The following is a 25,817-nucleotide window of genomic DNA, read 5'->3' as shown; positions in this document are numbered from 1 at the left end:
GTCAAGACGGCCGCGACGCTCCGGCGCACGGATCGCTCCGCTTGCCCGAACCGGCGGGCCTGACGCCCGATCGGGTCATGACATTGACGAACCGCGAAAAAAGGCGGCTAAACTACGCCCCGGTGGAACGCGCGACTCGAAGGGTCGTCCGACCGTTCGCTCCAGCCCTGTTGGCGTCTGTTCGGCTTGCCGTGTGCAACCCGTATGCGGCGATTCCATGAAGGGATGATTGCAGTGCTGAAGACTTTCGCGCTCGCCGCACCGGCAGCCCTGCTCGCGCTCGCCTCGCCCGCTGGCGCACAGGACATGCCCTATACCCCCGGCACTTATTGGGAAGTCGCGTCGATCGACGTCGAGGACGGGATGGAGCCGCAATATATCGACTTTCTGGCGGGCCAGTGGCGCAAGAGCCAGGAATTCGCCAAGTCCAAAGGCTATATCACCGATTATCACGTGCTGACCAACATGAACCCGCGCGATGGCGAGCCCGACCTCTACCTCGTGACCGAGTTCGAACGCATGTACGACACCGCCGAACAATTGCGGCAACAGCGCGAATATGAGGCGATGATGAAAAGAACGGAGCGTCAGTTGATGGGTGAGAGCGGTGCGCGCGGAAAGATGCGAACGCTCAAAGGGTCGATGCTGCTTCGCGAACTGACGCTGAGCGCGCGGTAGGAAAAAGGCGGGCGACCCGATCGGATCGCCCGCCTCGTTTTCCGATTACCAGATACGCACGCGCTGGTTCGGCGCGAGATACAGGGTTTCGCCCGGCTTGGGCTCGAAGCCTGTGTACCAGGGGTCGAGATTGCGGACGACCCAGGCGCGCTGACGCGACGGCGAGTGCGGATCGGTCAGCAGGCGCTGACGCAGATTTTCCTCGCGATATTTACGCCGCCATACCTGCGCCCAGCCCAGATAGAAACGCTGCTCGGCATTGAACCCGTCGATCACCGGCCCCTGCCGACCATCCAGCGAATGCTGATATGCGTCCCACGCGACGGTCAGCCCGGCCAGATCGGCAATATTCTCGCCCAGCGTCAATTCGCCCTGAACCTTGACGCCCGGCAGGCCCTCATAGGCGTCATACTGCGCCACCAACTGCGCGGTGCGTTCGTTGAAGCGCTTGGTGTCCTCGGCGGTCCACCAGTCGGCAAGCTTGCCCGTGGGGTCGTACTTCGCGCCCTGATCGTCGAAATGATGGCTGATCTCGTGGCCGATCACTGCACCGATGCCGCCGTAATTTACCGCATCGTCCGCGTTCGGATCGAAGAAAGGCGGTTGCAGGATTGCCGCCGGGAACACGATCTCGTTCGCGGGCGGATAGGCATAGGCGTTGACGGTCATGGGGGTCATGAACCACTCCCATTTGCGCACCGGCCCGCCAAGCTTGCTGATATTGTCCTGGAACGCCCAGTTGTTGGCGCGCAGATTGTTGCCGAACGCATCGTCGCGGCGCATCTGGAGATCGGAATAATCACGCCACTGGTCGGGGTAGCCGATCTTGGGAGTAAACGCGGCAAGCTTCTGGCGCGCTTTCGCCTTGGTTTCGGGTGCCATCCAGTCGAGGCCGTCGATCCGACGCCCCATCGCCTCGGTCACGTTGCGGACCAGTTCGTCGGCACGTGCCTTGGTTGCAGGCGGGAAATATTTCTCCGCATAGACCTTGGACACTTCGTCGGCGACGGCGTTCGACGCGAAGTTTGCGGCGCGCTTAGCACGCTCCTCCTGCTGCGGAGTCCCACCCAGCGTGGTGCCGTAAAAGGAGAACTGCTCCTTGTCGAACGCGCTGGGCAGCACATCGGCGAACCCGTCGAGCGAACGCACCAGCATCTGATCGCGCAGCACGCCGATCGGAGCTGACGCAATTGCCTTGGCCGTGCCGGTGAAGGCCGTTGGCTGGGCGACGATCACGTCGGCGACGTTGACGCCCGCCGCCTGGAACATGCGGGAAAAGTCGAAGCCGGGGGCAAGCGTCTGAAGCTGGGCCACGGTCATCTTGTTATAGGTCTTGTTGGCGTCGCGGCTTTCGACACGGGTCCAGTGCGCACGCGCAATCTGGGTCTCGAAATCGACGATCGCCTTGGCACGCGCGGAGGCGTTTGCCTCGCCCGCCAGCGTCATGACGTTGGTCAGGTGCTGCTGATACGCCGTGCGCGTGGACACGATCTTGGCATCGGTGGACAAATAATAATCGCGGTCGGGCATACCCAGGCCCGATTGGCCCATCTGCAGCGCATAGCTGTCGGGTGCCTTGTCATCGAGACCGACAAAGGCTGAGACTGGCCCGCCGACGCCATTCTTCGCCGCTTCGCCGACCAGCGCTGCATAACCGGCCTTGTCGTTCACCGACTTGATGCGTGTCAGCCAGGGCTGGATCGGGGCGAGCCCCTTGCCCTCGATCGTCGCGGTGTCGAGATAAGCGGCGTAGGCGTTGCCGATCTTGGAATTGGGATCGTTCGCCGCTTCGCTCAAAATGCCGCGCGTACGCTGGGTCGATAGATCGTCGAGCGCGGTGAACATGCCATAGTTCGACTTATCGGCAGGAATCGGCGTGTTCTGGTCCCACATGCCATTGGCGAAATCATAAAAGTCTGTGCCGGGCGCGACCGACTTGTTCATGCCTGCGGTGTCGAAGCCGAAGGTGCCGATTTCCGGCGCGCTGCGCGGTGCAGGCGCTTCCGGACCCGACACGGTCTCGGTGCCCGACGGCACGGTCGCGCAACCGCTGAGCGCGGTCCCGGCAAAAAGAACGGAAAGAACAAGCGAACGACGCATCATTACCGACTCCGGAAAGAAAGGAACCGGGCTGTCTTACGCCTCTAACTCGCCGGGTCAATCGGTCCGTGCCCGCGCAGCCGCCATTTGGCGGCCATGCGGAAACGCCAGAACCACACCGCGACGACATATCCCAGCAACGCGCTGATCGCGGAAATCACCAACAGTCCGACGATCATGGCTGGGGCCGCTTCGGACAACAGCCAGGTGGTCCATTGGCTCAGGCTCGCACCCGATTCGATCAGCGTCATCACCCCGTGCGGCGACGCGCTCCACCCCAGCAGCAGATTGCCGACATAGACCGAGGCATAGAGGATGAAGGGCGTCGTCAGCGGGTTCGACAGGAAGGTCATTGCCGCTGCGATCGGGACATTGGCGCGGAACGGCAGCGCCGCGAACGCCGCGCCGACGATCTGCAATCCGGGGATCAGCAGGAAGATGCCGACGAACAGCCCCAGCGCCACGCCGCGCGGGACGCTGCGCCGGGTGAAGCGCCACAGTTCGGGCGCGAGCACGCGGTGCGCAACGGGGCGCAGGAAGCGGTTGCCCTCCAGTTGCTCGCGTGTCGGCATCTGGCGCTGGATCCAGCGAAAGACGCGGACCCCGAACTGCTTGTCGTGCGCCATTTCAGCCGCGATCGCGCAGGAGCCGCTGCTTGTCGCGGTTCCAGTCGCGTTCCTTGATCGTGTCGCGCTTGTCATGGACCTTCTTGCCCTTGGCCAGCGCGAGTTCGACCTTGGCCCGCCCGCGACCGTTGAAATAAATCGACAGCGGCACGAGCGTCATCCCCTCGCGCGCGACCGCCCCGTGAAGCTTGTTAATCTCGCGAACGTGAAGGAGCAGTTTACGCGGGCGCTTGGGCTCGTGATTGTGGCGGTTGCCGTGGCTGAATTCCGGGATGTTGGCATTGACCAGCCACACCGCCTCGTCGCGCACCTCGGCATAGGCCTCAGCGATCGAGCCTTCGCCGAACCGCAGCGATTTCACCTCGGTTCCGTGCAAGGCAATCCCCGCTTCGAACACCTGATCGATGAAATAATCGTACTTCGCGCGCCGGTTCTCGGCGACGGTCTTCACTTTGTCGAAGGTCAGGGGGCGGGGTCGGGACATCGTTGGCCGCGAGATAGGGGGTACGGGCACGAAAGGGAAGCACCCCCCTTTGTCACGCCTTGGCAATAATTTTGCAGCGCAGCAGACTTTTGCGCGGCGCATTGGCCGTTCGACTCGAACCGGGGACAACGACAATGAAAATGACACCGATCGCCGCCGCCTTGCTTGCCAGCACCGCCTTTGCCGCCCCCGCCCTCGCCCAATCAGCGGCGCAGGAAACCGACCGAGGCACCGGCGTCGCCGACGCCACCGAAATTGTCGTCACCGCGCAAAAGATCGAACAGCGCGCGGTCGACGTGCCGATCACCATTTCGGCGGTCACCGGCGAGCGGATCGCCGAACTCGGCGTGTCCGATCTGGACGAACTGTCCAACTATATCCCCGGCCTCAACATCCAGGAACAGAGCGCCAACAATCCCGGCGTCGTCATCCGCGGCATCACGTCCGATTCGGGATCGGCGCAGCAGGGCGCGCGCGTCTCGCTCTATTATAATGGTGTCGATATCTCGCGTTCGCGCGGCTCCTATCAGGCGATCTACGATCTCGAGCGTGTCGAGGTCATCAAAGGCCCGCAGGCGACCCTGTTCGGCACCGCATCGGCGGTCGGCGCGATCAGCCTGACCTCGGCCCGCCCGCGCGAGGGATTCTCGGGCGCGCTCACCGGCAGCTACGGCAATTTCGACCAGACGCTCGTGTCGGGTTTCCTGAATGCGGGCAGCGACACGCTGGCAGGCCGCGTCGCGTTCGAATATCGAACGCGAGACGGCTATGTCGAAAATCTGTCGGACGTGCAGGACGATCTCTACGCGCAGGACCAGTTGGGCGTGCGCGCATCGCTGCGCTGGACGCCGGTCGACGCGATCACCGTCGACCTGATCGGCACCTATGACCGGCAGCGGAACAGCGGCACGCCGTTCATCTCGCGCGCGCTGGGGACCGAGGACGGCCCCGGCAATCCGTTCGGGCGTGCGCATTTGAGCGGGTCGCCGCTCTCGGCCAGCGTGCTGGGCAAGGAAAAGCTCGGGCTGGACCGCGACGTCTATGACATCAACCTGACCGCATCGTACGAATTCGCACCGGGCCTGACCTTCACCACCGTCAACGGCTATCGCGAGTTCGACAGCCTGGAGACGTTCGACGCCGACGGATCGGCTGCCTGGTATCTCGAATTCGCGGAGATCGCGACCGGCTGGCAGGCCAGCCATGAAGGCCGCTTCGCCTATTCGGATCCCAATTGGCGCGCGTCGTTTGGCTGGAACGTGTTCGTCGAAGAAGGCGTGCAGAATGTGCCGTTTTCGTCGGAAGAGGGTATTTTCATCCAGTGCCTGACGCGCGCGATCCCGGCGCTCGGCTGCATCAATTCGGCCGGCGTCGTGACCGCCGCGCTGGCGACGAGCACCATCACGGGTGGCGCGCTCAGCCAGATCCCGTACCAGTCGGTGTTCGAAAATCAGGGCGAGAATGACAGCTATTCGATGTTCGCCGATGCGACCTGGATTCCGACCCCCGCGGTTGAGATCACCGGCGGCGTCCGCTTCTTGATCGAGCAGCGCAAATCGGGCTTCTATGCCGAAGCACCCGCCCCGATCCTGCCCGGCTTGCTCCCTGCCGCGCTGCGCGCGCAATTGCTGGCTGCCCTCCCCAGCCTCGCCGTATCGCTGATCCCCGGCCAGATCGACACCGGCGGGCGCACCTTCACCACGCAGCGCAGTTATCAGGCGGTGTTGCCACGCTTCAACATCCTCTATCGCCTGTCGCCCTCGACCAACGTCTTTGCGACCGTCTCCAAGGGTCGACGCTCGCCGGTCGTCTCGCTCAACGCCGCGCGCGTCGGCGGGGTGGCGGTGCCCAACCGCAGCCTGATCGACGAGGAAACCGTCTGGAACTACGAAGTCGGGCTGAAGGGCGCGACCGGCATCCTTTCGGGGTCGCTCGGCGTCTATTACCAGAAATATGACGGGTTTCAGGTGACGGTGGTCGGCTCCGACGGCGTCGCGCGCACCCAGAGCGCGGGCACCGCCAGCAATTTCGGGGTCGAGGCCGAAGTGACGCTACGCCCGACCGACTGGATGAGCCTGTTCGGCAATGTCGGCTATATCGACGGCGGCATCGACGAGGATAACAGCTTCGCCCCGCAATTCTCCGGCGCGCGGTTCCGCTTGCAACCCGAATGGCAGGCGGCAGCAGGCTTCACCATCGACGCGCCGCTCGGGAACGGAATACGGTTCTTCGCGACGCCCAGCGTCACGCATCGCAGCCGCATCTTCTTCGAAGTGCCCAACAACAACGCGATCTCGCAAGGCCCCGTGACCCTGGTCAACGCCCGCGCAGGCGTCAGCTTCGCCGATGAAGCGTTCGAAGTCGCAGGCTTCATCCGCAACGCCTTCGACGAAGATTATCTGCTCGATGCCGGCAATACCGGCGGCGGCTTCGGCATCCCGACCTTCATCCCCGGCGAGCCGCGCTTCTACGGCCTGACCGCGACGATGCGGTTCGGGAACCGGTAAGAGGCATCGGGCGGGGGAGGCAAGACGTCGCTCCCGCCCCTTCCTCAATCGCGGTCGAGCGGTTCGATCGCTTCGAGGCCGACGCCTAGGGCGCGCGCAATCGAGCGTCGCGTCTCCATGCTGCCATTGCGCGTGCCATCGGAGCCCCCCGATTCGATGCGCGAGATGGCGGCTTGGGTTACACCGGCAAGCGTCGCGAGATCGGATTGCGTCAGGCCCCGGAATTTTCGCCAAGCGGCGACCGGCGAGTTGCCCTCCAACATCGCATCGACGACCGCCGCCGGATATCGCGTATCGCCTTCTGCCAGCGCACGATCGGCGATCAGGTTGTCGCGCACGTCCTCGTCCAGCGCCGCCGCGATCAGCCGGTCGTATTCGGCGCGGGTGATGACGACCAGCGGCGTGCCGTCGGGGGCGTCGAAGGATTGCGGTCGATAGTTCATGGTTTCATCACCCGTAAATCCCACCGCGCGGACCGATATCGATCACCGCAACGACGACCAGATCGGCAGTCATGATGACGCGCCAATCGCCGACCCTGAGGCGCAACCGGTCCGAACCGACGAGCTGCGTCACATTGTTGGCAAGGCTTTCCGGCGCATCTGCATATTGGTCGATCTTGGCCCGGATACGGCTCGCCTGATTGACAAGCATCCGCATCAGCGCCTTTGCCGCTACACGCGTGAAGGTCACCTCACGAGACAAGCTTAATAACGTTTCGTCATTTTATCAATAACGGAACGACATAATCAGCTTAATCCCGCCCGCCCCATCGCTGCATCCACGGCAGCACGGCTGGCATCCCCCGCCGCCGTCATCGGCAGACGGAGGTCGGTGGGGAAGCCCCCCAGCACCTTGCCCACCGCATATTTGACCGGGCCGGGCGACGCATCGGTGAACAGCGCGATGTGCAGCGCGAAGAGACGATCGTGGAGGTCGAGCGCCTTTGCCCAATCGCCGTTCGCGCATGCCGCCTGAAAATCGGCGCACAAGCGCGGCGCGACGTTGGCGGTGACCGAGATGCAGCCGGTGCCGCCGGTCGCGTTGAACGCGAGCGCGAGTTCGTCATTGCCCGATAGCTGGACGAAATCGGCTCCGCATTCGGCGCGGGTGGCGGAGACGCGGTGGATCTGGCCCGTCGCGTCCTTGATGCCGACGACGCTCGGAAACGCCTTGGCGATGCGTGCGACGGTTTCCACCGCCATGTCGGTCACGGTGCGGCCCGGCACGTTGTAGAGGACGATCGGCAGGTCGCTCGCACCCACGATGGCTTCGAAATGGCGGAAGATGCCTTCCTGATTGGGGCGGTTGTAATAGGGCGGGACCATCAGCGCCGCTGCCGCACCCGCATCCTTTGCCGCGCGGATATTGTCGCAGGCGACGCGGGTATCGTTCGACCCGGCACCCGCGATCACCGGCACCCGCCCCGCCGCCTGTTCAACCGCGACCCGCACGACATGGAAATGCTCGACCGCCGACAGCGTTGCGGCCTCCCCCGTCGTCCCGCACGCCACCAACGCCGACGATCCCTGTTCGATCTGCCAGTCGACGAAACGACGAAAATCGCTTTCCGCAAACGCGCCATTCCTGAACGGCGTAATCAGCGCCGGGATCGAACCAGACAACATGCCCTTAAAAAACTCCAGAAAAGCCGCAATCGGGACTAGCAGATAGGGGGGGATTCCGTATCATGTCCAGCATGGCAGTCTCCACCATCAAAATCGGCCTGTTGTTCGCCGGCGTATCCGGACTCGCGGTACTTACGCCCTCTGGACAACAGACAATCGCAACCCTGGCAACGGCAATGCCTGCATTGACGCCCGCGTCGCAGGAGGTGGTGCAGCCCATCCCCCGCGCGTCGAGCGACTATGCGATCGGCAATGCGGTCACCGAATGGCGGCGCATCCGCCAGTCGGACAATCTTCCCTTTTCCGCCTACGCCAATTTCCTGCTCGCCAACCCCGGCTGGCCAGGTGAGACGGGACGTCGATCGGCGGCGGAGACCTCTCTCGGCTCCGGCGCGGAAAACCCGGCGCTGGTCGCGCGCTTCTTCGGCCAATTCCCGCCGCTGACCTCCGCGGGCAAGCTGCGCTATGCAGAAGCGCTGATGGCCACCGGCAGGCGCGCCGACGCCATGACCCAGGCACGCGCCGCATGGAGCATGGGGGCGCTGCGGCCGCAGGACGAAGCGACGTTGCTCAGCATTTTCGGCTCCAGCCTGACCCCCGCCGATCATGACGAACGAATGGACCTGTTGCTGTGGCAAGGCGGAACGACCGCGGCGTCGCGCCAGATCTCCTACGTATCGCCCGCACGGCGTCCGGTCTTCGCCGCACGACTGGCGATGCAGACGCGCGCTGCAAATGCCGCCACCCTTGCCGCATCGGCAGAGGCAATGGGCCGCGCCGACGCGGGCTACATCGCCGACCGTGCAAGTTGGCTACGTGAGACGGGCAACAGCATCGCCGCGCGCAATTATCTGGCGCAAACACGCGGTCCTCTCACCTATCGCCCCGCCGATCCCGAAAAATGGTATGAAGTGCTGCTCGCCAATGCGCGGGGAGCGGCCAACGACCGGCAATATGCCGTTGCCTACAATATCGCGCGCCAGGTCGACGACGCGTTCCCGACGGGCACCGACATCACGTCCAAATCGCTCGGCATCCGCGACGACTACACCAGCCTGACCTGGCTCGCGGGCCAGGTCGCGCATCGCCACATGGGTCGCCCCGGCGACGCGGTCGGCATGTATTCGCGTTACGGAAACGGATCGCGCACCGCGCAAACCCGGTCGAAGGGCTTGTACTGGGCGGGTCGCGCGGCTGAAATCGCCAATCAGCGCGACGTGGCGACGAATTACTACCGCCAGGCCAGCGAATATCCGCAGCTCTTCTACGGGATGCTGGCGATGGAGCAGATGGGCCAGGCGCTGCGTCCGCCGCCCCCTACGCCCGCACTCAACGTCGCGCCCAATCTGCGCCAAGCCTATTTCCAGCAGGGCGTGGTCCGCGCTGCTCAATATCTCGGCGCACAGGGCGACCGGCGCGATCAGGCGCTGTTCCTGCGCCAGATCGCCACCGACGCCACCAGCGAATCCGACCATGCGCTCGGGATCGAGTTGTCGCGAATGATCGGGCGGCCTGAAATGGCGGTATGGGTCGGAAAATCGGCGCTCAACAACCGATTGCAGCAATATGTCGGCGCGGGGTTCCCGACCGTGTCCGTACCCAATCAATATGCCAGCAGCTGGACGATGATCCATTCGATCGCGCGCCAGGAAAGCGAATTCGATCGCGGTGCCGTCAGCCATGCGGGCGCACGCGGGCTGATGCAGTTGATGCCCGGCACCGCCCGCGATGTCGCGCGGACATTGGGCATGAGCTATCAGCCCGCCTCGCTCACCAATGACACCAATTACAACATTCAGTTGGGGTCGAGCTATTTCCAGCGGCGGCTGGACCAGAACGGCAATCATGTCCTTGCCCTCGCGGCCTATAATGCGGGTCAGGGCAACATGAACCGCTGGCTGCGCGAAAATGGCGACCCGCGCAGCGGCGTCGATATGCTCAACTGGATCGAGGATATTCCGTTCTTCGAGACCAAGAATTATGTCCAGCGCGTGGTCGAAAATGCGGTGGTGTACGACCTGATGAACCCGAGCCGCGCCAAATCGCGTGGGCCGCATCATGTCAGCTGGTATCTGGGCAGGCGTCCGCCGCGGTAAAGAGGGAAACGTCCTCCTCTCCAGACCCGTCACCCCGGACTTGTTCCGGGGTCCACCAAGCCGCCCCGCGCATCGCATGAACCTCTTGCACTTTCACGTGCCGCCTGGTGGACCCCGGAACAAGTCCGGGGTGACGAAGTACGCGGGGTTGGGTTAGGACGCAGCGTTCATGGATCGCCCCAACTACATCACCCCCACCGGCTACGCCGCGTTACGCACCGAATATGAAGCACTGTTCGGCACCGAACGCCCGGCTTTGGTCGAGGTGATTTCCTGGGCAGCCGGAAACGGCGACCGGTCGGAAAATGGCGACTACATCTATGGCCGCAAGAAACTGCGAGAAATCGATCGCCGTCTAGGCTGGCTGTCGAAGCGGATGAAGGCGGCCAAGGTCGTCGATCCCGCAGCGCAACCCGACCGTGCCAAGATCTGGTTCGGTGCCACCGTCACCATCGCCGATGAGGACGACCATCATCGCACGCTATCGCTGGTCGGTGACGACGAGGCCGATGCAGGTGCGGGCCGCGTCGGGTGGAATTCACCGATCGCGCGGGCTTTGCGCGGCGCAGCGGTGGGTGACGTGCGTCGGGTCGAACTGCCCGCGGGCGCGATCGAATATGAAGTGATGACGATCGACTATCCCCCTGTCTAACTACTCCCCACCCGTTCGTTTCGAGCGAAGTCGAGAAACGTGTTTGAAACTCCCAGGCCAGGTTTCTCGACTTCGCTCGAAACGAACGGGTAAGGGGGTGGCAGGACGAACGACGCGATATCTAAGAGGCCTCCCATGAACGGCGACCACGGCTCCACCCGCCCCGGCAACATCGCGCTGCTGATCGACGCCGACAACGCGTCGCCTGCCGCGATCGACCCGGCGCTGACCGTCCTTGCCGAACTCGGCACGGTCAATATCCGCCGCGTGTACGGCAATTGGAAAAAGCCTGCGCTCAAAGGCTGGGCCGACCTGTCGCTCAAACATGCGCTGGAGCCTTTCCAGCAATTCGACATCACCAAGGGCAAGAACGCCACCGACATGCGGATGACCATCGATGCGATGGACCTGCTGTTCCGCGGCCGCGTCACCGGGTTCGGGCTGATGTCGTCGGACAGCGATTTCATGCCGCTGGCGATGCGCATCCGTCAGGAAGGCGTGCCCGTCTATGGCTTCGGCACCGACCGCACGCCCGAAGGGTTTCGAGAAGCCTGCACCCGCTTCATCGATGTCGGCGCGCTGGTGAAAGCGCATGAAAGCGAACGTGTGGAAACCAAAGCCGCAGCGGCAGAGACCAAGGCCAGCGGATCGCCGCTCGACGCCGATGTGCTCGCGATCCTGATCGACGCCTACAACGCATCGAAGCGCGACGAGAAAGGCTATGCCAGCGTCTCCGAGGTCGGCCAACGCGCGGGCAACCGGTCGAGCTTCGACGCGCGCAATTACGGCGCGCGCGGGCTTTCCGAACTGATTGCCAAGGTGCCCAATTTCCAGACCGAGCGCCGCGCGGACGGGCGCGTTTTCGTGAAACGCCTGCGCTGAATTACTCCACGTCACTCCCGCGAAGGCGGGAGTCCATCTCGCTCCCTTCCCGCTTGGTTTGTTCGGGAGATGGATCCCCGCCTTCGCGGTGATGACGAAAAACGATGCAGGGTCGCGCGAAGCGCCCGCCAGCGAGACAGAAAACCGCACGGGGTGGCCAGCGCAGTCCGCGATTGTTACACCCCCGCGTCATGAGAACAGGCGAAATCGTAACCCTCACCCTCTATTTCATCGTGATGCTGGGCATCGGCGTCTATGCGTGGCGCAAATCGACCAGCGACATCGACGGATATGTGCTGGGCGGCAGGTCGCTCGGGCCGGGCGTTACCGCATTGTCGGCGGGCGCGTCCGATATGTCGGGCTGGCTCATGCTCGGTCTTCCCGGCGCGATGTTCGCGAGCGGATTGTCCGCCGCCTGGATCGGCATCGGGCTGGCACTGGGCGCGCTTGCCAACTGGATGCTGGTCGCGCCGAGACTGCGCCAACAGACGGTTGATGTCGGCGATGCGCTGACCATTCCCGATTTCCTCGGCAAGAAATTCCCGCGCGGCGACGTGCTGCGCGTCGTATCCTCCGCCGTCATCATCGTGTTCTTCACTGTTTACACCGCATCGGGCTTGGTCGCGGGCGGCAAGCTGTTCGATTCGGCGCTTGGCCAATCCTATAGCGTCGGGCTGTGGGTCACCGCGGGCGTCGTCGTCGCCTACACGCTGTTCGGCGGATTCCTGGCGGTCAGCCTGACCGATTTCGTCCAGGGCTGCATCATGTTCGTGGCGATGATCATCGTGCCCGTCGTCGCGCTTCAGATGGCGGGCGGCTGGGACGTGTCGATGGACCTGGTCCGCTCGGTCGATCCCACGCGGCTCGACTGGTTCGAAGGCGTCGGATTGCTTGGGTTGATTTCCGCGCTCGCCTGGGGGCTTGGCTATTTCGGCCAGCCGCACATCATCGTCCGCTTTATGGCGATCCGATCGGTCGCCGACATACCCACCGCGCGCAATATCGGCATGGGCTGGATGCTGGTGACGCTGATCGGCGCGCTCGGAACGGGTTTCGCCGGCCTCGCCTACATGACCGCGCAGGGCCAGACGCTTTCGGATCCGGAGACAATCTTTATCGTCCTGACCAAAGTGCTGTTCAACGACTGGGTGTCGGGCTTTCTGCTCGCCGCGATCCTGGCCGCGATCATGTCCACCATCAGCTCGCAATTATTGGTATCGTCGAGTTCGATCACCGAGGATTATTACCGCCGCTTCTTCCGCCGCGAAGCCAGCCAGAAGGAGCTGGTGCTCGTCGGACGCTTGTCGGTGTTGGCGGTTTCGCTGATCGCCATCGCGCTGGCGGGCGATCCCGAAAGCTCGGTGCTGGGCCTCGTCTCCAACGCCTGGGCCGGGTTCGGCGCGGCGTTCGGCCCTGTCATCCTGATGAGCCTGATGTGGGAAAAGACCACGCGCAACGGTGCACTGGCGGGCATGGTGCTGGGTGCGCTGACCGTCGGCGTGTGGATCGTCGCGGGGTTGAGCGACACGCTCTACGAAATCGTCCCCGGTTTTGCGGTATCGATGGCGGCGTTGGTGATCGTCAGCCTGATGGAAGGCGACAAGAACGGCGTTCAGGTCAAAGCGAAGGCGTGATCGCCGCGTCTGCTCGCGGATTACTGCGCGCTTGAACCCTCGCGCGGGTCGGGCATCGTCAGGCGCGCTCGCGTGCCCGGCCCTGCGTCCTCATAAGCAATCGTACCGCGCAACTGCCGCGTCAGGCTGGTGATCATGCGCGTGCCCAGGCTGGTGCGCGCGCTCGCTTTCGGGGCCGACGCATCGGGCATTCCGATTCCGTGGTCGGTCACCGTCATCTCCAGCCGCCCATCCTTCGCGACGATATCGACGACGATCTCGCCGCCCTGATCGCCGTAAGCATATTTGATCGCGTTGGTCAGGAGCTCGGTCAGCACCAAACCGATCGGCATCGCCGCGTCCGCGCTGATCACGATCGCATCGGCATGGCAGAGAATGGTGTGGCGCGATGCATTTTCGGCAAGCGTCTCGGTCAATCCGCAGGCTAGATCGTTGAGGTTGACCAGCCCGACCTTGTCGCCGCGCCACAATTGGTCGTGGGTCTGTGCGATGGCGGTGATCCGCGCCTGCGCATCTCCCAGCATCCGCCGAATACGCGGATCGTCGTCCTCGCGCATCTGGAGTTCGAGCATGGATGAGACCATCGCCAGGCTGTTCTTCACCCGGTGCGACGCTTCACGCGTCAGCAATTCCTGATACTCGATTGCCGCGGACAGCTTGGCTTCGGTTTCCTGCCGTTCGATTGCGACACCGATCAAATTGGCGAAGCCCTGCATGAACGCCAGATCGTCCTCGTCGAATTTGCCTTCCTTGACGCTGTCGACTTCGATCACGCCGTACCGCTTGCCGTCCGCCTCGACGAGCACATTGATGGCGCGCTTGATGCCGTGCTCGGCCATCAGATCGGGGGTTCGGAACCGTTCTTCCTCATCAAGATGGTTCGAGATGACGGGCTCGCCGATCTTGAACGCGTAGCCCGCAGGCGAGGCGAGATCGGCGCCCAGATCGGCGGTGCCGACCAGCCCCGGTTCCCAGCCGAGCCCGGCGCGGACCAGCATCCGCCCCTCGTCATCCGGCGCGTCGAGATATTTGCAGAACCCCGCATTCATCCCCGCCGCACACAATTCGACCGCGCGATCGAGCAGCGAGTCGATGTCGCGCGACCGCAACGCCTCCATCCCGAATTTCGCGAGGATGCGTTGCTGGGCCAGCCGATAATCGACTTCTCCCTGCGGACGCGGCGTGGGTTCCGCAGGTGCTTCCTCGACGACGGCCATGCGTTATCGAGTCAGTTTCTTGTACGCGAGCGCGGTCGGACGATCTGCGGCGTCGCCCAGACGGCGGCGCTTGTCCTCTTCATAGGATTCGAAATTGCCTTCGAACCATTCGACATGGCTGTTGCCCTCGAACGCCAGGATGTGCGTCGCCAGACGGTCGAGGAAGAAGCGGTCATGGCTGATAATCACCGCGCAGCCCGCGAAATTCTCGATCGCTTCTTCCAGCGCGCCCAGCGTTTCGACGTCGAGATCGTTGGTCGGCTCGTCCAGCAGCAGCACGTTGCCGCCCTTTTTCAGCATCTTGGCGATGTGAACCCGGTTGCGCTCACCGCCCGACAGCTTGCCGACATTCTTCTGCTGGTCCTGGCCCTTGAAGTTGAATGCGCCGACATAGGCGCGGGTCGACATGTCGTGGCCATTGACCTTGACGAAATCGAGCCCGTCGGAAATTTCCGCCCAGACATTCTTCGATGGGTCAAGATGATCGCGGCTCTGGTCGACATAGCCCATGCGGACGGTCGATCCGATATCGACTTCGCCCGAATCCGGCTGTTCCTGCCCGGTCAGCAGCTTGAACAGCGTCGACTTGCCCGCGCCGTTCGGCCCGATGACGCCGACGATGCCGCCTGCGGGGAGCGAGAAGGACAGGTTTTCGAACAGCAATTTGTCGCCATACGCCTTGGTGACGTTTTCGACCTCGATCACCTTGCCGCCCAGCCGCTCGGGCACCTGAATGACGATCTGGGCCTTGCCGGGCGTACGGTTCTTCTGCTGTTCGACCAGCTGCTCGAACTTGGCGATACGCGCCTTGGACTTGGTCTGGCGCGCCTTCGCACCCTGCCTGATCCACTCCAGCTCGTTGCGAATCGCGGTCTGGCGGCCCGATTCCTCGCGCTCTTCCTGCTCCAGACGCTTCGACTTCTTTTCCAGATAAGTCGAATAATTGCCTTCGTAGGGGAAGTACTTCCCACGATCGATTTCGAGGATCCAGCCGACCACATTGTCGAGGAAATAGCGGTCATGGGTGATCATCAGCACCGCGCCGGGATATTCCTTCAGGTGGTTTTCCAGCCAGTTGACGCTTTCCGCATCGAGATGGTTGGTCGGTTCGTCGAGCAGCAGGATCGACGGTTTCTGGAGCAACAAGCGCGTCAGCGCGACGCGGCGCTTTTCACCGCCCGACAGATTTTCCACCGATGAATCGGACGGCGGGCAACGCAGCGCCTCCATCGCGACTTCGAGCTGGTTGTCGAGCGTCCAGCCATCGACCGCATCGATCTTGGCCTGAAGCTCGCCCATTTCCTCCATCAGCGCATCGAAATCGGTGTCGTCCTGCGGATCGCCCATTTCGGCCGAGATCGCATTGAAGCGATCGACCAGGTCCGCGGTTTCGCGCGCGCCGTCCTTGACGTTCTCCAGCACCGTTTTGGTCGGGTCGAGCTGGGGTTCCTGCTCCAGATAACCCACGGTGATGTTCTCGCCCGGCCACGCCTCACCGGTGAAATCCTTATCGACGCCCGCCATGATCTTCATCAGCGTCGATTTGCCCGCACCGTTGGGGCCGACGATGCCGATCTTGGCGCCGTGATAGAATTGCAGGTTGATGTTCGACAGCACCGGCTTGGGCGCGCCGGGGAAGGTCTTGGTCATGTCCTTCATGACATAGGCGTATGAGGCGGCCACGAGGGGGTCTCCGTTCGGGATATGAAAATGGCTGGAAAGTCGTGCGCGCATGTAGCGACGCACACGCGCGAAGGCAATGTCGGCGGGGTGCGGTCGAGCACCGGATCGCCCTTCCCATTCGCCACCCCGGCCGAAGTGCCGGGGTCCACCAAGCCGCTTGAGCAACATGAGAGCCTCGAACGCGGGACTTGCCGCGCGGCGGCCCCCGGCACTTCGGCTAGGGTGACGGTTTGGGATGCGGCCCGTCGCGCCAACGGCTTGCCCCCGCCCCCACCGGCTCCTATCCCCGGCTCCAAGAAACGGGAGGAAATTCATGCGTCTGTTCGCCACCGCGCTGCTTTGCGCCACTGCTCTGCCACTGACTGCGCTGGCACAGGACACAGAGGCCGCCCGCGTCGCGGCGCTGCGCGACGCCGCGCTCACCGACACCATCGCCTGGGACATCACCGAAGGTCTCACCACCGAAGTCGGCCCCCGCATGGCAGGCACCGAGGCCGAAGCGCGCGCCCGCGCCTGGAGCGTGGCAAAGCTCAAGGCGATGGGCTTTGCCAATGTCCGCGTCGAACCCTTCACCATGCCGGTGTGGGAACGCGGCGAGGAAAAGGCGGAAATCACCGCCCCCTTTCCCCAGCCGCTGATGCTGACCGCGCTCGGCAATTCGGGCGCGACGCCCGCCCGCGGACTGACTGCCGAAGTGCTTCGCTTCGAAAATGTCGAGGCTTTGGAAGCTGCACCCGACAGCGCGGTGCGCGGCAAAATCGTCTATGTCACGCACAAAATGACCGCGACGCAGGACGGATCGCAGTACGGCCAATTCGGCGCGGCGCGGCGTCAGGGACCAAGCATTGCGTCGCGCAAAGGCGCTGCCGCGATCATCATCCGTTCGATCGGCACCGACTATAACCGCAACCCGCATACAGGCGTGCAGAGCTTTGCCGAGGGGGTGAAGCCGATCCCCGCCGCCGCACTCTCCATTCCCGATGCCGAACAGCTCGACCGCGTGTTCAAACGCGGCAAGCCGGTCCGTATCAAACTGACCCTAACCCCGCGCCAGACCGGCAACCACGAATCGGGCAACGTCATTGCCGAAGTACCGGGCAGCGATCCGAACGCGGGCATAGTGCTGGTCGCCTGTCACCTCGATAGCTGGGACCAGGGCACCGGCGCGTTCGACGATGCAGCGGGCTGCGGCATCGTGGCAGCGGCGGCCAAACACATCATGGACGCAGGGCAGCCGCGCCGCACGATCCGCATCCTGTGGGCGGGCGCGGAGGAAGTCGGCATCTTCGGCGGCGATGATTATGCGAAGCGCCATACGGGCGAACCTCACGCCGTTGCGGCCGAATCGGATTTCGGGGCCGATCGCATCTGGCAATTCTCGACCAGCTTCGATGCGGTATCGAAGCCCGTTGTCGACCGCCTCGCCGCTGCGCTCGCGCCGTTGGGCATCGGACGCAGCGCCGAGCGCGCGGGCGGTGGAGCAGATATCGGGCCGATCATCCGCTCTGACGGCGTCGTCGCCATCGACTTGTCGCAGGACGGCACGCGCTATTTCGATCTGCACCACACGCCCAATGACACGCTCGATAAAATCGACCTCGTGCAATTGCGGCAAAATGTGGCAGCGTGGACCGCGATGCTGGCGATAACGACCGCTGCAACCGAGGAAATGCGGGCATCTCCGCGTCCGAATTGATGGCCAAAATGTGGCGATATCGTTGCCAAGCTATGAAGTTTGCGGTTGACGTGGCCGCGCTGGACGTTATTGCGGCAACTTCGCGACGGCAATTTGTCCGGCGCGAACATGAATTATGCTTGGGAGCATCCACATGAAGAAGATCGTTTTCGCAGCGGCAGCCGCTGGCCTGATGTCGCTCGCAGCTTGCGACAATGCAGCAGTCGAAGAAAATGCAGTCGTCCAGAACCTGGAAGACACTGCAGACAACTATGACGCGATGGCAGACATGACTTCGAACGAAGTCGCTGAAGACATGATGGAAAACATGGCTGACAACGCAGAAATGATGTCCGAGAACGTCGAAGAGGCGATCGAAGACAACACGACCGGCATGTAATTCGGCCTCGGTCGCCTATCGGGCGATCGACCGGTTATCGGTTACGAAGGGCATCCCGAGCGATCGGGGTGCCCTTTTTGCGTTTGCCCGCTTTTGGCCACCGGCTTCCCCCTCGACCTCATCACTCGTCTTGGATATTGGTCAGGCCAAACAAGATCGATAGGGGAGAATGCACATGATCGACGCTCGGATTTCGCGTCGCGCCGCACTGGCTGGCATCGGCATGACGGCGGCATGGGCAGCCAGCCCGGCCCGCGCACTCATGCAGGCCGCGACCCGCACCGCCGTCCCCGCCTTTGTCGAACCGCTGCTCGCCAGGATGACGATCGAAGAAAAAGCGGGCCAACTCTCGCTGATGGCTGCGGCCTGGGGTGGCGGGAACGCGGCGGCAATGAACCCGCCGTCCAGTTCGAATTTCGACAAGCAGTTGGAGGACGGCGTCGCGGGTCGCCTGACCGGTGTGTTCAACGGTAATGGTGTGCGCATGGCCGACCGGATGCAGCGTGCGGTGATGGAGCGATCGCGGCTCAAGATTCCCCTGATCTTTGGTGCCGACGTGATCCACGGCCACCGTACCGTCTTCCCCATGCCCGTGGGCGAAGCCGCGACATTCGAACCCGACATCGCCGAACGCACGGCGCGCATTGCCGCGTTCGAGGCCGCGGGCGCGGGGATCGACTGGACGTTTGCGCCGATGGTCGATGTCGCGCGCGACCAGCGCTGGGGCCGATCGGCAGAAGGCGCAGGCGAGGACGTGATGCTCAACGCACTGTTCGCTGCAGCCCGCACGCGCGGATTCCAGGGCAAGGATCTGTCGTCGAACGAATCGATGATGGCCTGTCCCAAGCATTTCGTCGCATACGGCGCGGCGCAGGCCGGGCTCGACTACAATACCGTGGACTTGTCCGAACGCACGCTGCGCGAAGTCTATTTCCCGCCCTTCCAGGCCGCATACGACGCGGGGGCGATGTCGACCATGTCGTCGTTCAACGAAATCTCCGGCATTCCGTCGACCGGCAACGCTTGGCTGTTGACCCAGGTGTTGCGCGACGAGTTCGGCTTCACGGGCATCGTCGTCAGCGACTACACCAGCGACGAAGAGATGATCGCGCATGGCTATGCCGCCGATGGTCGCGATGCCGCACGGATTGCGATCCTGGCCGGGGTCGATCTGTCGATGCAATCCAACCTTTACTACCTTCACCTCCCCGCGTTGGTGCAACAAGGGCTGGTGCCGATGGACATCGTCGATCGCTCGGTTCGCCGCATCCTGACCGTCAAATCGATGCTTGGCCTGTTCGACGACCCGTTCCGCCGCATCGACATCAAGCGCGAGACGACGCGGTCGCGATTGCCGAAGAACCTGGCCTATGCGCGAGAGGTTTCACGCAAATCGATCGTCATGCTGGAAAATAAGGGCGACTTGCTCCCCTTGCCCAAATCTGGTCGCATTGCGCTCATCGGCCCGTTCGCAGGGTCGAAGGAGGACTGTAACGGCCCGCAATGCGTCTATGCCGACCATAACGACGCGATCTCGCTGGCGGCGGGCGTGCGCGCCGCAGTCGGCAGCCGCGCGACCGTAACCGTTACCGAAGGGACAAATGTCGAGGTGGCATTGCCCGGCGGGATCGAGGCTGCCGTCGCCGCCGCCAACGCCGCCGATGTCGTCGTTCTTGCGCTCGGCGAAGGCACCGGCATGGCAGGCGAAGCGCAGTCGCGCACCGACATCCGCCTGCCCGAACCCCAACAAGCGCTGGCAGAGGCGGTCGCCGCGACGGGAAAGCCAATCGTCGTCATCCTGAAAAACGGGCGCGCAATGGCGCTCCACGGCGCCGTGCGAGATGCGCGCGCGATCCTCGTGACCTGGTTCCTGGGATCGGAAACCGGCTCGGCGATGGCCGACATCCTGTTCGGAGATCATTCGCCAGAGGGACGGCTGCCGATCAGCTTCCCCTTCGAAAGCGGACAGCAACCCTATCACTACGACCGCAAGGCGACCGGGCGTCCTGCCGAGCCCGCCGAACAACGCCCGTCCTACCGCACCTATTGGCGCGAGGGGCCGAACGCGGCGCTGTGGCCGTTCGGCCATGGTCTGACCTATGGCAGGGTCGAATATTCAAGCCTAAAGCTGCCCGAAACGATGGCTTGGGGTAACGGCATCGAGGTCACAGCGACGGTCACCAACCGAGGCAAGCGCGCCTGCGTCGAGCTGGTCCAGCTCTATATCCGCGACCGCGTGGCAAGCGTCACCCGCCCCGTGCGCCAGCTCAAGAAGTTCGAAAAGGTAGCGCTCAGGCCGGGTCAGAGCCGCACCGTCCGCTTTACCTTGTCGCGCGAGGATCTGCTCTTCGTCGGCGTGGAAAACAAATGGACGGTCGAGCCCGGCGACTTCGACCTGTGGATCGCACCCTCCGCACAGGATGAAGGGGTAAAAGGCGAGTTCCGGTTGGTTCAAGCGTAAACCCTACACCGTTCGTGCTGAGCTTGTCGAAGCACTGTCCTTTCTTCGTGCCAAGAAGCGCAGCATTTCGACAAGCTCAATGCAAACGGGGATAGGGCTAAGCCCAACTAACGCAGAGTGATGCTCTCGCCACCCATTGGCGCCGGGACCGTCCGCCGCAAGGGTCGCGCGCCACCATGCACGACCAGTACCATTTCGCGCCACCACGGCTGGTAGCTGCCCTCCCGCGCGCCGAACGCCACTTCGACCCCCTCCACGCCCACCCTGCACGTCACCCGCTGGCGCAGATATTCGCCGCGCGCATAGCCCAGCGTCGCGCCGTCATCGGCATAAAGCTCGCCCGCACAATCCTCGCCCGGATAGACGTGGAGTTCCAGCGGCCCGTCGGGAGTCGCACCGGTCGATTGCACCAGCGGCTGGCGCGGAATGATCCCGCCCGCCCGGACATAGACCGCGATATTCTCGATCCGCGGCGTCACCGTGATGCGATCGAAGGTGGCGTCCTCGTCCACGTCCTTCACCGCGACGCGCTTGCCCGTCCAGTAATCGTACCAGCCGCCCTCGGGCAGGCATACGTCGTACGCGCGATCGCTTTCGGGACGCGGATTGGCCGCGACCAGCAGTTTCGCGCCTACCGTGAACGCCATCGACTGGTCGCAGCCAAAGCCAGTCGCCGCCGGATAGTCATAGAAAACCGGCCGCATCACCGGATCGCCTAGCCGCGATGCGCCTTCCGCCAATCCGTCGAGATACGGCATCAACCGATAGCGTTCCTCGATATACTTCCGCCGGATCGCCAGATGCCGGTCGCCATCGACCCAGGGTTCGACTTGCGGCGACCCTTTGCCCGCATGCGATCGAAAGACCGGCATGAATGCCCCGATCTGAAACCACCGGGTCAGCAGGTCGGGCGTCGCACCGCCCGTGAATCCGCCGATATCGACCGCGGTCCAGGTAAAGCCCGACAACCCCAAATTGAGCGACTGCGCCACCGACAGCTTCAGATGATCCCAACTGCTGTTATTGTCGCCCGTCCACGTCACCGCATATTTCTGCCCGCCCGCATAGGTAGCGCGCGTGGTGACGAAGGGCCGCGCATCGGGGCGCAGTTTCAGCAAGCCTTCATACGTGGCCCGCGCATTTTCGGAGCCGTAGACGTTATGCACCTCGGCATGCGTGGCGGTACGCGGTGCGAACCCGTTGGCATCGATGCGGTGTCTGGTATCCAGCGGCATAGTCTTTGTCGGCGTCTCGAAGATCGCCGGTTCGTTCATGTCGTTCCAGATGCCGTCGATGCCCATATCGACGAAGTTTTTGAACAGATCGCCCCACCATGCGCGGGTCCGCTCACGCGTGAAATCGGGGAACACCGATGCGCCAGGCCATACCGGCGCGGTATAGATCGATCCGTCGGGATTCTTCAGGAAATGGTCGCCCGCGACGCCGCTGTCATAGGGGACGTAACCCGCATCGGGCAGGTTCGCGACGTGCAGGTCGACAATGCTGACCAGCTTGAACCCGATGCCTTCCATCTCCGCATCGAGCGCGCCGAGATCGGGAAAGGCGGTGGTATTGACGGTAAAGGGCCGGTTATTCTGCTGATAATCGATGTCCAGCCAGATCACGTCGGCGGGGACCCGATCCCGGCGCAGCCGGCGCGCGATGCCGCGCACTTCGTCGGCGGTCATGTAGCTGTAGCGCGACTGCTGATACCCCAGCGCCCAGCGCGGCAGCATCGGCGGCTTGCCGGTCAGCGCGCCATAGCCTCGCACGACCTCCGCGGTGCTTGGCCCGGCGACGACATAATAATCGATCGGGCCGTCGGATGCGCCAAGTTCGATCACGCCGTCGGCGCGGTGGCCGAAATCGAAATGGCTGCGGCGCGGATTGTCCAGGAACAGCCCGTAACTGCCCCCCGCCCCACCGACGCCGATATAGAAGGGAATGGATTTGTAGAGCGGATCGGTCGTGCTCTCGAATCCGTATTGGTCGGTGTTCCAATGCACGAAACTGCGCCCGCGTCGGTCGAGTGGGCCGGTCTTGTCGCCCAACCCGTAATAACGCTCGGCCACCGGCATCGCTTTCTTGAGCGCGAAGGCGGTGCCGTCGATCGCGGGCGGGGCGGCATCGGCGACGATCACCCGCCCCGCGCGGTCGGTGACCGTCAGCGCCAGCGTGCGCGGATCGACGGTGACGGAGAGTGCCGCGGTGGTGAAGCCGGTCGCGGTGCGCGTGACGTTGGCGCGCTGCCCGCGCATTTCGCCCGACACCGCCCAGCTTGCGTCTTCCGCCAGCCGCCCCTTCGCACCGATCCGGATACGCAGGATCGTGTCGGTCAGCGCGTCGATACGAAGCAGCGCGCCATTGGCGCGAATGTCGTAGGAAGCCTCCACATCCACCTTTTGCCTTGATCGAAGTCCAGCAGCGTCTTGATCCACGCCACGTTTCTCGACTTCGCTCGAAGCCGACGGTGTGGGCGCGAGCGCGAGCGCGGTGGACGCAAGCAGCGCGATCATTTGATCGCCACCGTCCGGCTGAGCCGCGAAACGCCGGTTTCATTGAACGCCTCTACGGCGACATGGTAACCCTGCCCCACCGTCAACGCGCGCAGTTCCTTCTGCAACACCGCATCATCACCCAGTTCGTCGGCCCATAGCTGATAGGTCAGCCCCAGCCGGTCGGGTCGGATGCCCCAGCGGATATTATATCCCACCGCGCCCGGCACCTTGCGCCAGCGGATCGTGGCGTTGCGCGTATCCTCCCCTCGCACCGCACCCACGCCTTGCGGGACCGCGGGCGCGCGGCCCTCCGCGTTGCCGAACACGCGCAGGTCGCTGATCGCCAGATGCGCCGCGCCGACATGGCCGTGGACGTAGCGGACATAGCGCGCGTCGACCGGTGCGGGCAGTTGCAGATACGCGTTGGCTCGGTCGCGCCGCTCCGGCCCCGTATCGGCGAGCGGAGCCCAGGTCTTGCCGTCCACCGAATGCTCCAGCCGGAACTCGGTATAGATGTCGGGCGCGTCGGCATAACGCCCCGCCTTGTAATCGGCGAAATTGACCTGCACTGCGCGCAGCGTCTTCGCCACGCCCAAATCGATCGTCAGCGTCTGGCCGACCTCCTTGTTTTCCGCGACCCAGAAGGTCCGCGGGTCTTCGTCCGCCGCGCGGCTCGCCGCGAACTCGCCCAGCGTCGAGGATGCGGTCATCGGCTTGCGATAGGAGAGCAGCATCCACCCGGTGAACAGGCTGTCGAGATCGTCGATTTTCTCGGTCGGCATGACGTGCGGAAAATCGCCGAACCGCGACGATGCCATCATCTGGCCGTCGTCGAAGAATTTGGTCGGGAACAGGTTGATGCGGCGTTCGAAATCCCAGTTATGGCCGATCCACGGCGTCCCCGAATTCCACCAGTTGCCGAACTTGTCCTGCACGGTCGATCCATGCCCCGCCCCCTCGACGAAGCCGCCGGGCTTGTACGCGACCGGGTTGTAGGGGGCGTAAACGAACGGCCCCAGCGGCTTGTCGCTGACATAGGTGCCATTGGCGTACGCGTTGAATTCGGTCCCCGGTGCGCCGTACTGCAGGTAATATTTGCCGTTCACCTTGGTCATCCACGCGCCTTCCATGAAGGGCGTGATCTTCGCGCCGGTCTTGCTCAGCTCGTTGTGATCCTGGCCGAACCGTTCCCAGCCATATTTGTCGGGATTGAGGCCGAACATCGTCTGCGGCTTGCCCTTATAGGTGAAGCGCCCGTCCATGCCGATTTCCAGGCCATAGAGCGGAAACACGTTCGACGAATTCCAGTACATATACCATTTGCCGTCATCGTCCTTGAACAGCGCCGGATCCCACGGGCCGGGCGGTACGCGGCCATCGCCGGGCTTGATGTCCTCCTCCTCGAACGGCAGCACCGCGCCGGGGAGTTGCGGCAGTGTGCGGTCGAACCATTCCAGCTTGCCGCTCGCCGGATCTTCGGTCACCCAGATCTGTTCGGGACTGGTCATCGACGGCATCAGGTAAAGCTTGTCGTCATCGACCCAGGCGGCGGGCGCAATCACGCTGTCATACGGCCAGTTGCTGGGTTTGATGAATTGCCAGTCGACCAGGTCGGTCGATCGCCAGTAACCATCGGCCAGCGTCTGAAACAGGTAATATTCGTCCTTCCAGCGGACGATCACCGGATCAGCGCCGGTGCGAAACGAAATCTCGCGGTCTTCCTGCTCGAAATTATAGCGGTAATCGATGTCGATCGGGTTGGCATAGGTCTTGACCGGCCGTTCCTGCGCGGCGGCGGGCAGCGTCGCGAGCGATAGCGCGGCGAGACTGACGGTCGGGCGGAACAGGGGATGGGGCACGATGACTCTCCTTGGATTCGTCGGACGGGGCTCATGCCCCTTGCAGGAAATAGTTGGCGGTCAGCCGACCGGTGCGCGGATCGCCGCTCAGCGGCAGGTCGGGCGGAATCACCCCCGAATGCAGCAAACCGCCACGATAGAGGACGATCCGGTCGCGAACACCCTCGACACGGCCAATTTCCTCATAATGATCGTCGCTACCCTGGGCATAGCCGTGCCGCGTCGTCGCTTCCCCGCGCGCGGTGGCGACATAGCGATCGACATTGCCAGCTTCGACCCGCTCGATGCCGGTCGCGCGGTGCCGGAAAAATGCCGTGCCGCTTGCCTCTGTGCCGCGCAGATAATGGATCGCGGCGATATGGTTTGGGTCGGTGCTGTCGAAATGCGGCGCGCGCTGGGCGGGGGCCAGCGCATGGCCAGCGGCCGTCACCATCGAAAAGCTCGCCTCGACCAGATCGAACCGGTCGATGTCGAATGCGCCCGCGATGAACGGGGCCGCGTCCTCCAGTAATTTCCGGACATAGCCAAAGGCGTCCGTGTCGCGCTCGTCGATCACGCGGCGCAAGCCGGGATAATAGGATCGCGCGGCATGAGGAAACGGTGCCAGCGCCGCGGCGAGATCGACCACCGCTTCCGCCCGCCCGGTCATGTCGTCCACGACGACCACCGGATGCGCGCCTTCGCCCAGGCGAAGCAGTTGCGGCTTCAAGATCGCGCCTCCCCTCTGGCGGCGGTAT

General features: G+C 63.6%; 20 protein-coding genes. 9 read left to right on the top strand and 11 right to left on the bottom strand.

The window, feature by feature from the left end; genetic code table 11:
- The first annotated feature begins 204 nt into the window (after window positions 1–204).
- Window positions 205–678, top strand: a complete 474-nt coding sequence (locus tag ENHY17A_RS10865) for a hypothetical protein (RefSeq protein ID WP_236547892.1) — start codon at window positions 205–207, stop codon at window positions 676–678.
- A gap of 45 nt (window positions 679–723) precedes the next feature.
- Here ENHY17A_RS10865 and ENHY17A_RS10860 read toward each other — a convergent pair whose 3' ends face one another.
- Genes ENHY17A_RS10860 through smpB form a run of 3 tightly spaced genes read right to left on the bottom strand, consistent with a single transcriptional unit; the run spans window position 724 to window position 3,888 of the window.
- Window positions 724–2,778, bottom strand: a complete 2,055-nt coding sequence (locus ENHY17A_RS10860) for a M13 family metallopeptidase (protein ID WP_159714503.1) — start codon at window positions 2,776–2,778, stop codon at window positions 724–726.
- A gap of 44 nt (window positions 2,779–2,822) precedes the next feature.
- Complete coding sequence (locus ENHY17A_RS10855; RefSeq protein ID WP_236547890.1) at window positions 2,823–3,404, bottom strand: DUF2062 domain-containing protein; 582 nt, start codon at window positions 3,402–3,404, stop codon at window positions 2,823–2,825.
- Window position 3,405: 1 nt separating this feature from the next.
- On the bottom strand, window positions 3,406–3,888 hold the full coding sequence (smpB, locus tag ENHY17A_RS10850) for an SsrA-binding protein SmpB (protein WP_159712627.1): 483 nt from the start codon (window positions 3,886–3,888) through the stop codon (window positions 3,406–3,408).
- A 140-nt stretch (window positions 3,889–4,028) separates the two neighbouring features.
- Between smpB and ENHY17A_RS10845 the strand changes: the two genes are divergently transcribed.
- Window positions 4,029–6,395, top strand: a complete 2,367-nt coding sequence (locus ENHY17A_RS10845) for a TonB-dependent receptor (protein ID WP_443018312.1) — start codon at window positions 4,029–4,031, stop codon at window positions 6,393–6,395.
- Between the two features lie 44 nt (window positions 6,396–6,439).
- Here the strand turns inward: ENHY17A_RS10845 and ENHY17A_RS10840 are convergent, their stop codons facing one another.
- The 3 genes from ENHY17A_RS10840 to dapA all read right to left on the bottom strand — a co-directional run bounded on the left by ENHY17A_RS10840 (window position 6,440) and on the right by dapA (window position 8,023).
- Window positions 6,440–6,838 (bottom strand): helix-turn-helix transcriptional regulator, encoded by a 399-nt coding sequence (locus ENHY17A_RS10840; protein WP_159712623.1) that lies wholly within the window; start codon window positions 6,836–6,838, stop codon window positions 6,440–6,442.
- 7 nt (window positions 6,839–6,845) lie between these two features.
- A complete protein-coding gene (locus tag ENHY17A_RS10835; RefSeq protein ID WP_159712621.1) occupies window positions 6,846–7,055 on the bottom strand; it encodes a type II toxin-antitoxin system RelE family toxin in 210 nt (69 codons plus the stop codon).
- Between the two features lie 89 nt (window positions 7,056–7,144).
- Window positions 7,145–8,023, bottom strand: coding sequence for a 4-hydroxy-tetrahydrodipicolinate synthase (gene dapA / locus ENHY17A_RS10830; protein WP_159712619.1), 879 nt, complete (start codon window positions 8,021–8,023; stop codon window positions 7,145–7,147).
- Window positions 8,024–8,085: 62 nt separating this feature from the next.
- Between dapA and ENHY17A_RS10825 the strand changes: the two genes are divergently transcribed.
- The 4 genes from ENHY17A_RS10825 (at window position 8,086) to putP (ending at window position 13,287) form a co-directional block, all read left to right on the top strand.
- Window positions 8,086–10,119 (top strand): lytic transglycosylase domain-containing protein, encoded by a 2,034-nt coding sequence (locus ENHY17A_RS10825; protein ID WP_328799138.1) that lies wholly within the window; start codon window positions 8,086–8,088, stop codon window positions 10,117–10,119.
- A 169-nt stretch (window positions 10,120–10,288) separates the two neighbouring features.
- On the top strand, window positions 10,289–10,771 hold the full coding sequence (gene greB / locus ENHY17A_RS10820) for a transcription elongation factor GreB (protein ID WP_159712617.1): 483 nt from the start codon (window positions 10,289–10,291) through the stop codon (window positions 10,769–10,771).
- A 135-nt stretch (window positions 10,772–10,906) separates the two neighbouring features.
- Complete coding sequence (locus ENHY17A_RS10815) at window positions 10,907–11,653, top strand: NYN domain-containing protein (protein WP_159712615.1); 747 nt, start codon at window positions 10,907–10,909, stop codon at window positions 11,651–11,653.
- Window positions 11,654–11,844: 191 nt separating this feature from the next.
- Window positions 11,845–13,287 (top strand): sodium/proline symporter PutP, encoded by a 1,443-nt coding sequence (gene putP / locus ENHY17A_RS10810; RefSeq protein ID WP_159712613.1) that lies wholly within the window; start codon window positions 11,845–11,847, stop codon window positions 13,285–13,287.
- 20 nt (window positions 13,288–13,307) lie between these two features.
- Here putP and ENHY17A_RS10805 read toward each other — a convergent pair whose 3' ends face one another.
- Window positions 13,308–14,504 (bottom strand): sensor histidine kinase, encoded by a 1,197-nt coding sequence (locus ENHY17A_RS10805; RefSeq protein ID WP_159712611.1) that lies wholly within the window; start codon window positions 14,502–14,504, stop codon window positions 13,308–13,310.
- A 3-nt stretch (window positions 14,505–14,507) separates the two neighbouring features.
- Complete coding sequence (gene ettA, locus ENHY17A_RS10800) at window positions 14,508–16,187, bottom strand: energy-dependent translational throttle protein EttA (RefSeq protein WP_159712609.1); 1,680 nt, start codon at window positions 16,185–16,187, stop codon at window positions 14,508–14,510.
- A gap of 313 nt (window positions 16,188–16,500) precedes the next feature.
- Between ettA and ENHY17A_RS10795 the strand changes: the two genes are divergently transcribed.
- The 3 genes from ENHY17A_RS10795 to ENHY17A_RS10785 all read left to right on the top strand — a co-directional run bounded on the left by ENHY17A_RS10795 (window position 16,501) and on the right by ENHY17A_RS10785 (window position 20,723).
- Entirely contained in the window at window positions 16,501–17,883 is a 1,383-nt protein-coding gene (locus ENHY17A_RS10795; RefSeq protein ID WP_159712607.1) for a M28 family peptidase, read from the top strand.
- A gap of 133 nt (window positions 17,884–18,016) precedes the next feature.
- On the top strand, window positions 18,017–18,262 hold the full coding sequence (locus tag ENHY17A_RS10790) for a hypothetical protein (RefSeq protein WP_159712605.1): 246 nt from the start codon (window positions 18,017–18,019) through the stop codon (window positions 18,260–18,262).
- Between the two features lie 175 nt (window positions 18,263–18,437).
- The gene (locus ENHY17A_RS10785) at window positions 18,438–20,723 is read left to right on the top strand and encodes a glycoside hydrolase family 3 N-terminal domain-containing protein (RefSeq protein WP_159712603.1); all 2,286 of its coding nucleotides are present in this window, start codon (window positions 18,438–18,440) and stop codon (window positions 20,721–20,723) included.
- 107 nt (window positions 20,724–20,830) lie between these two features.
- Here ENHY17A_RS10785 and ENHY17A_RS10780 read toward each other — a convergent pair whose 3' ends face one another.
- The 3 genes from ENHY17A_RS10780 to ENHY17A_RS10770 are packed head-to-tail and all read right to left on the bottom strand — an operon-like array spanning window position 20,831 to window position 25,789.
- A complete protein-coding gene (locus ENHY17A_RS10780; protein WP_159712601.1) occupies window positions 20,831–23,239 on the bottom strand; it encodes a glycoside hydrolase family 31 protein in 2,409 nt (802 codons plus the stop codon).
- A complete protein-coding gene (locus ENHY17A_RS10775) occupies window positions 23,236–25,080 on the bottom strand; it encodes a family 43 glycosylhydrolase (RefSeq protein ID WP_236547889.1) in 1,845 nt (614 codons plus the stop codon). The genes ENHY17A_RS10780 and ENHY17A_RS10775 overlap by 4 nt, the downstream gene beginning before the upstream one ends.
- A 31-nt stretch (window positions 25,081–25,111) precedes the next feature.
- The gene (locus tag ENHY17A_RS10770; protein WP_159712599.1) at window positions 25,112–25,789 is read right to left on the bottom strand and encodes a DUF6445 family protein; all 678 of its coding nucleotides are present in this window, start codon (window positions 25,787–25,789) and stop codon (window positions 25,112–25,114) included.
- Window positions 25,790–25,817 lie beyond the last annotated feature (28 nt).

Source organism: Sphingomonas sp. AX6, from assembly GCF_902506605.1.
Classification (GTDB): domain Bacteria; phylum Pseudomonadota; class Alphaproteobacteria; order Sphingomonadales; family Sphingomonadaceae; genus Sphingomonas.
This window is presented reverse-complemented; position numbering and strand designations above follow the sequence as displayed.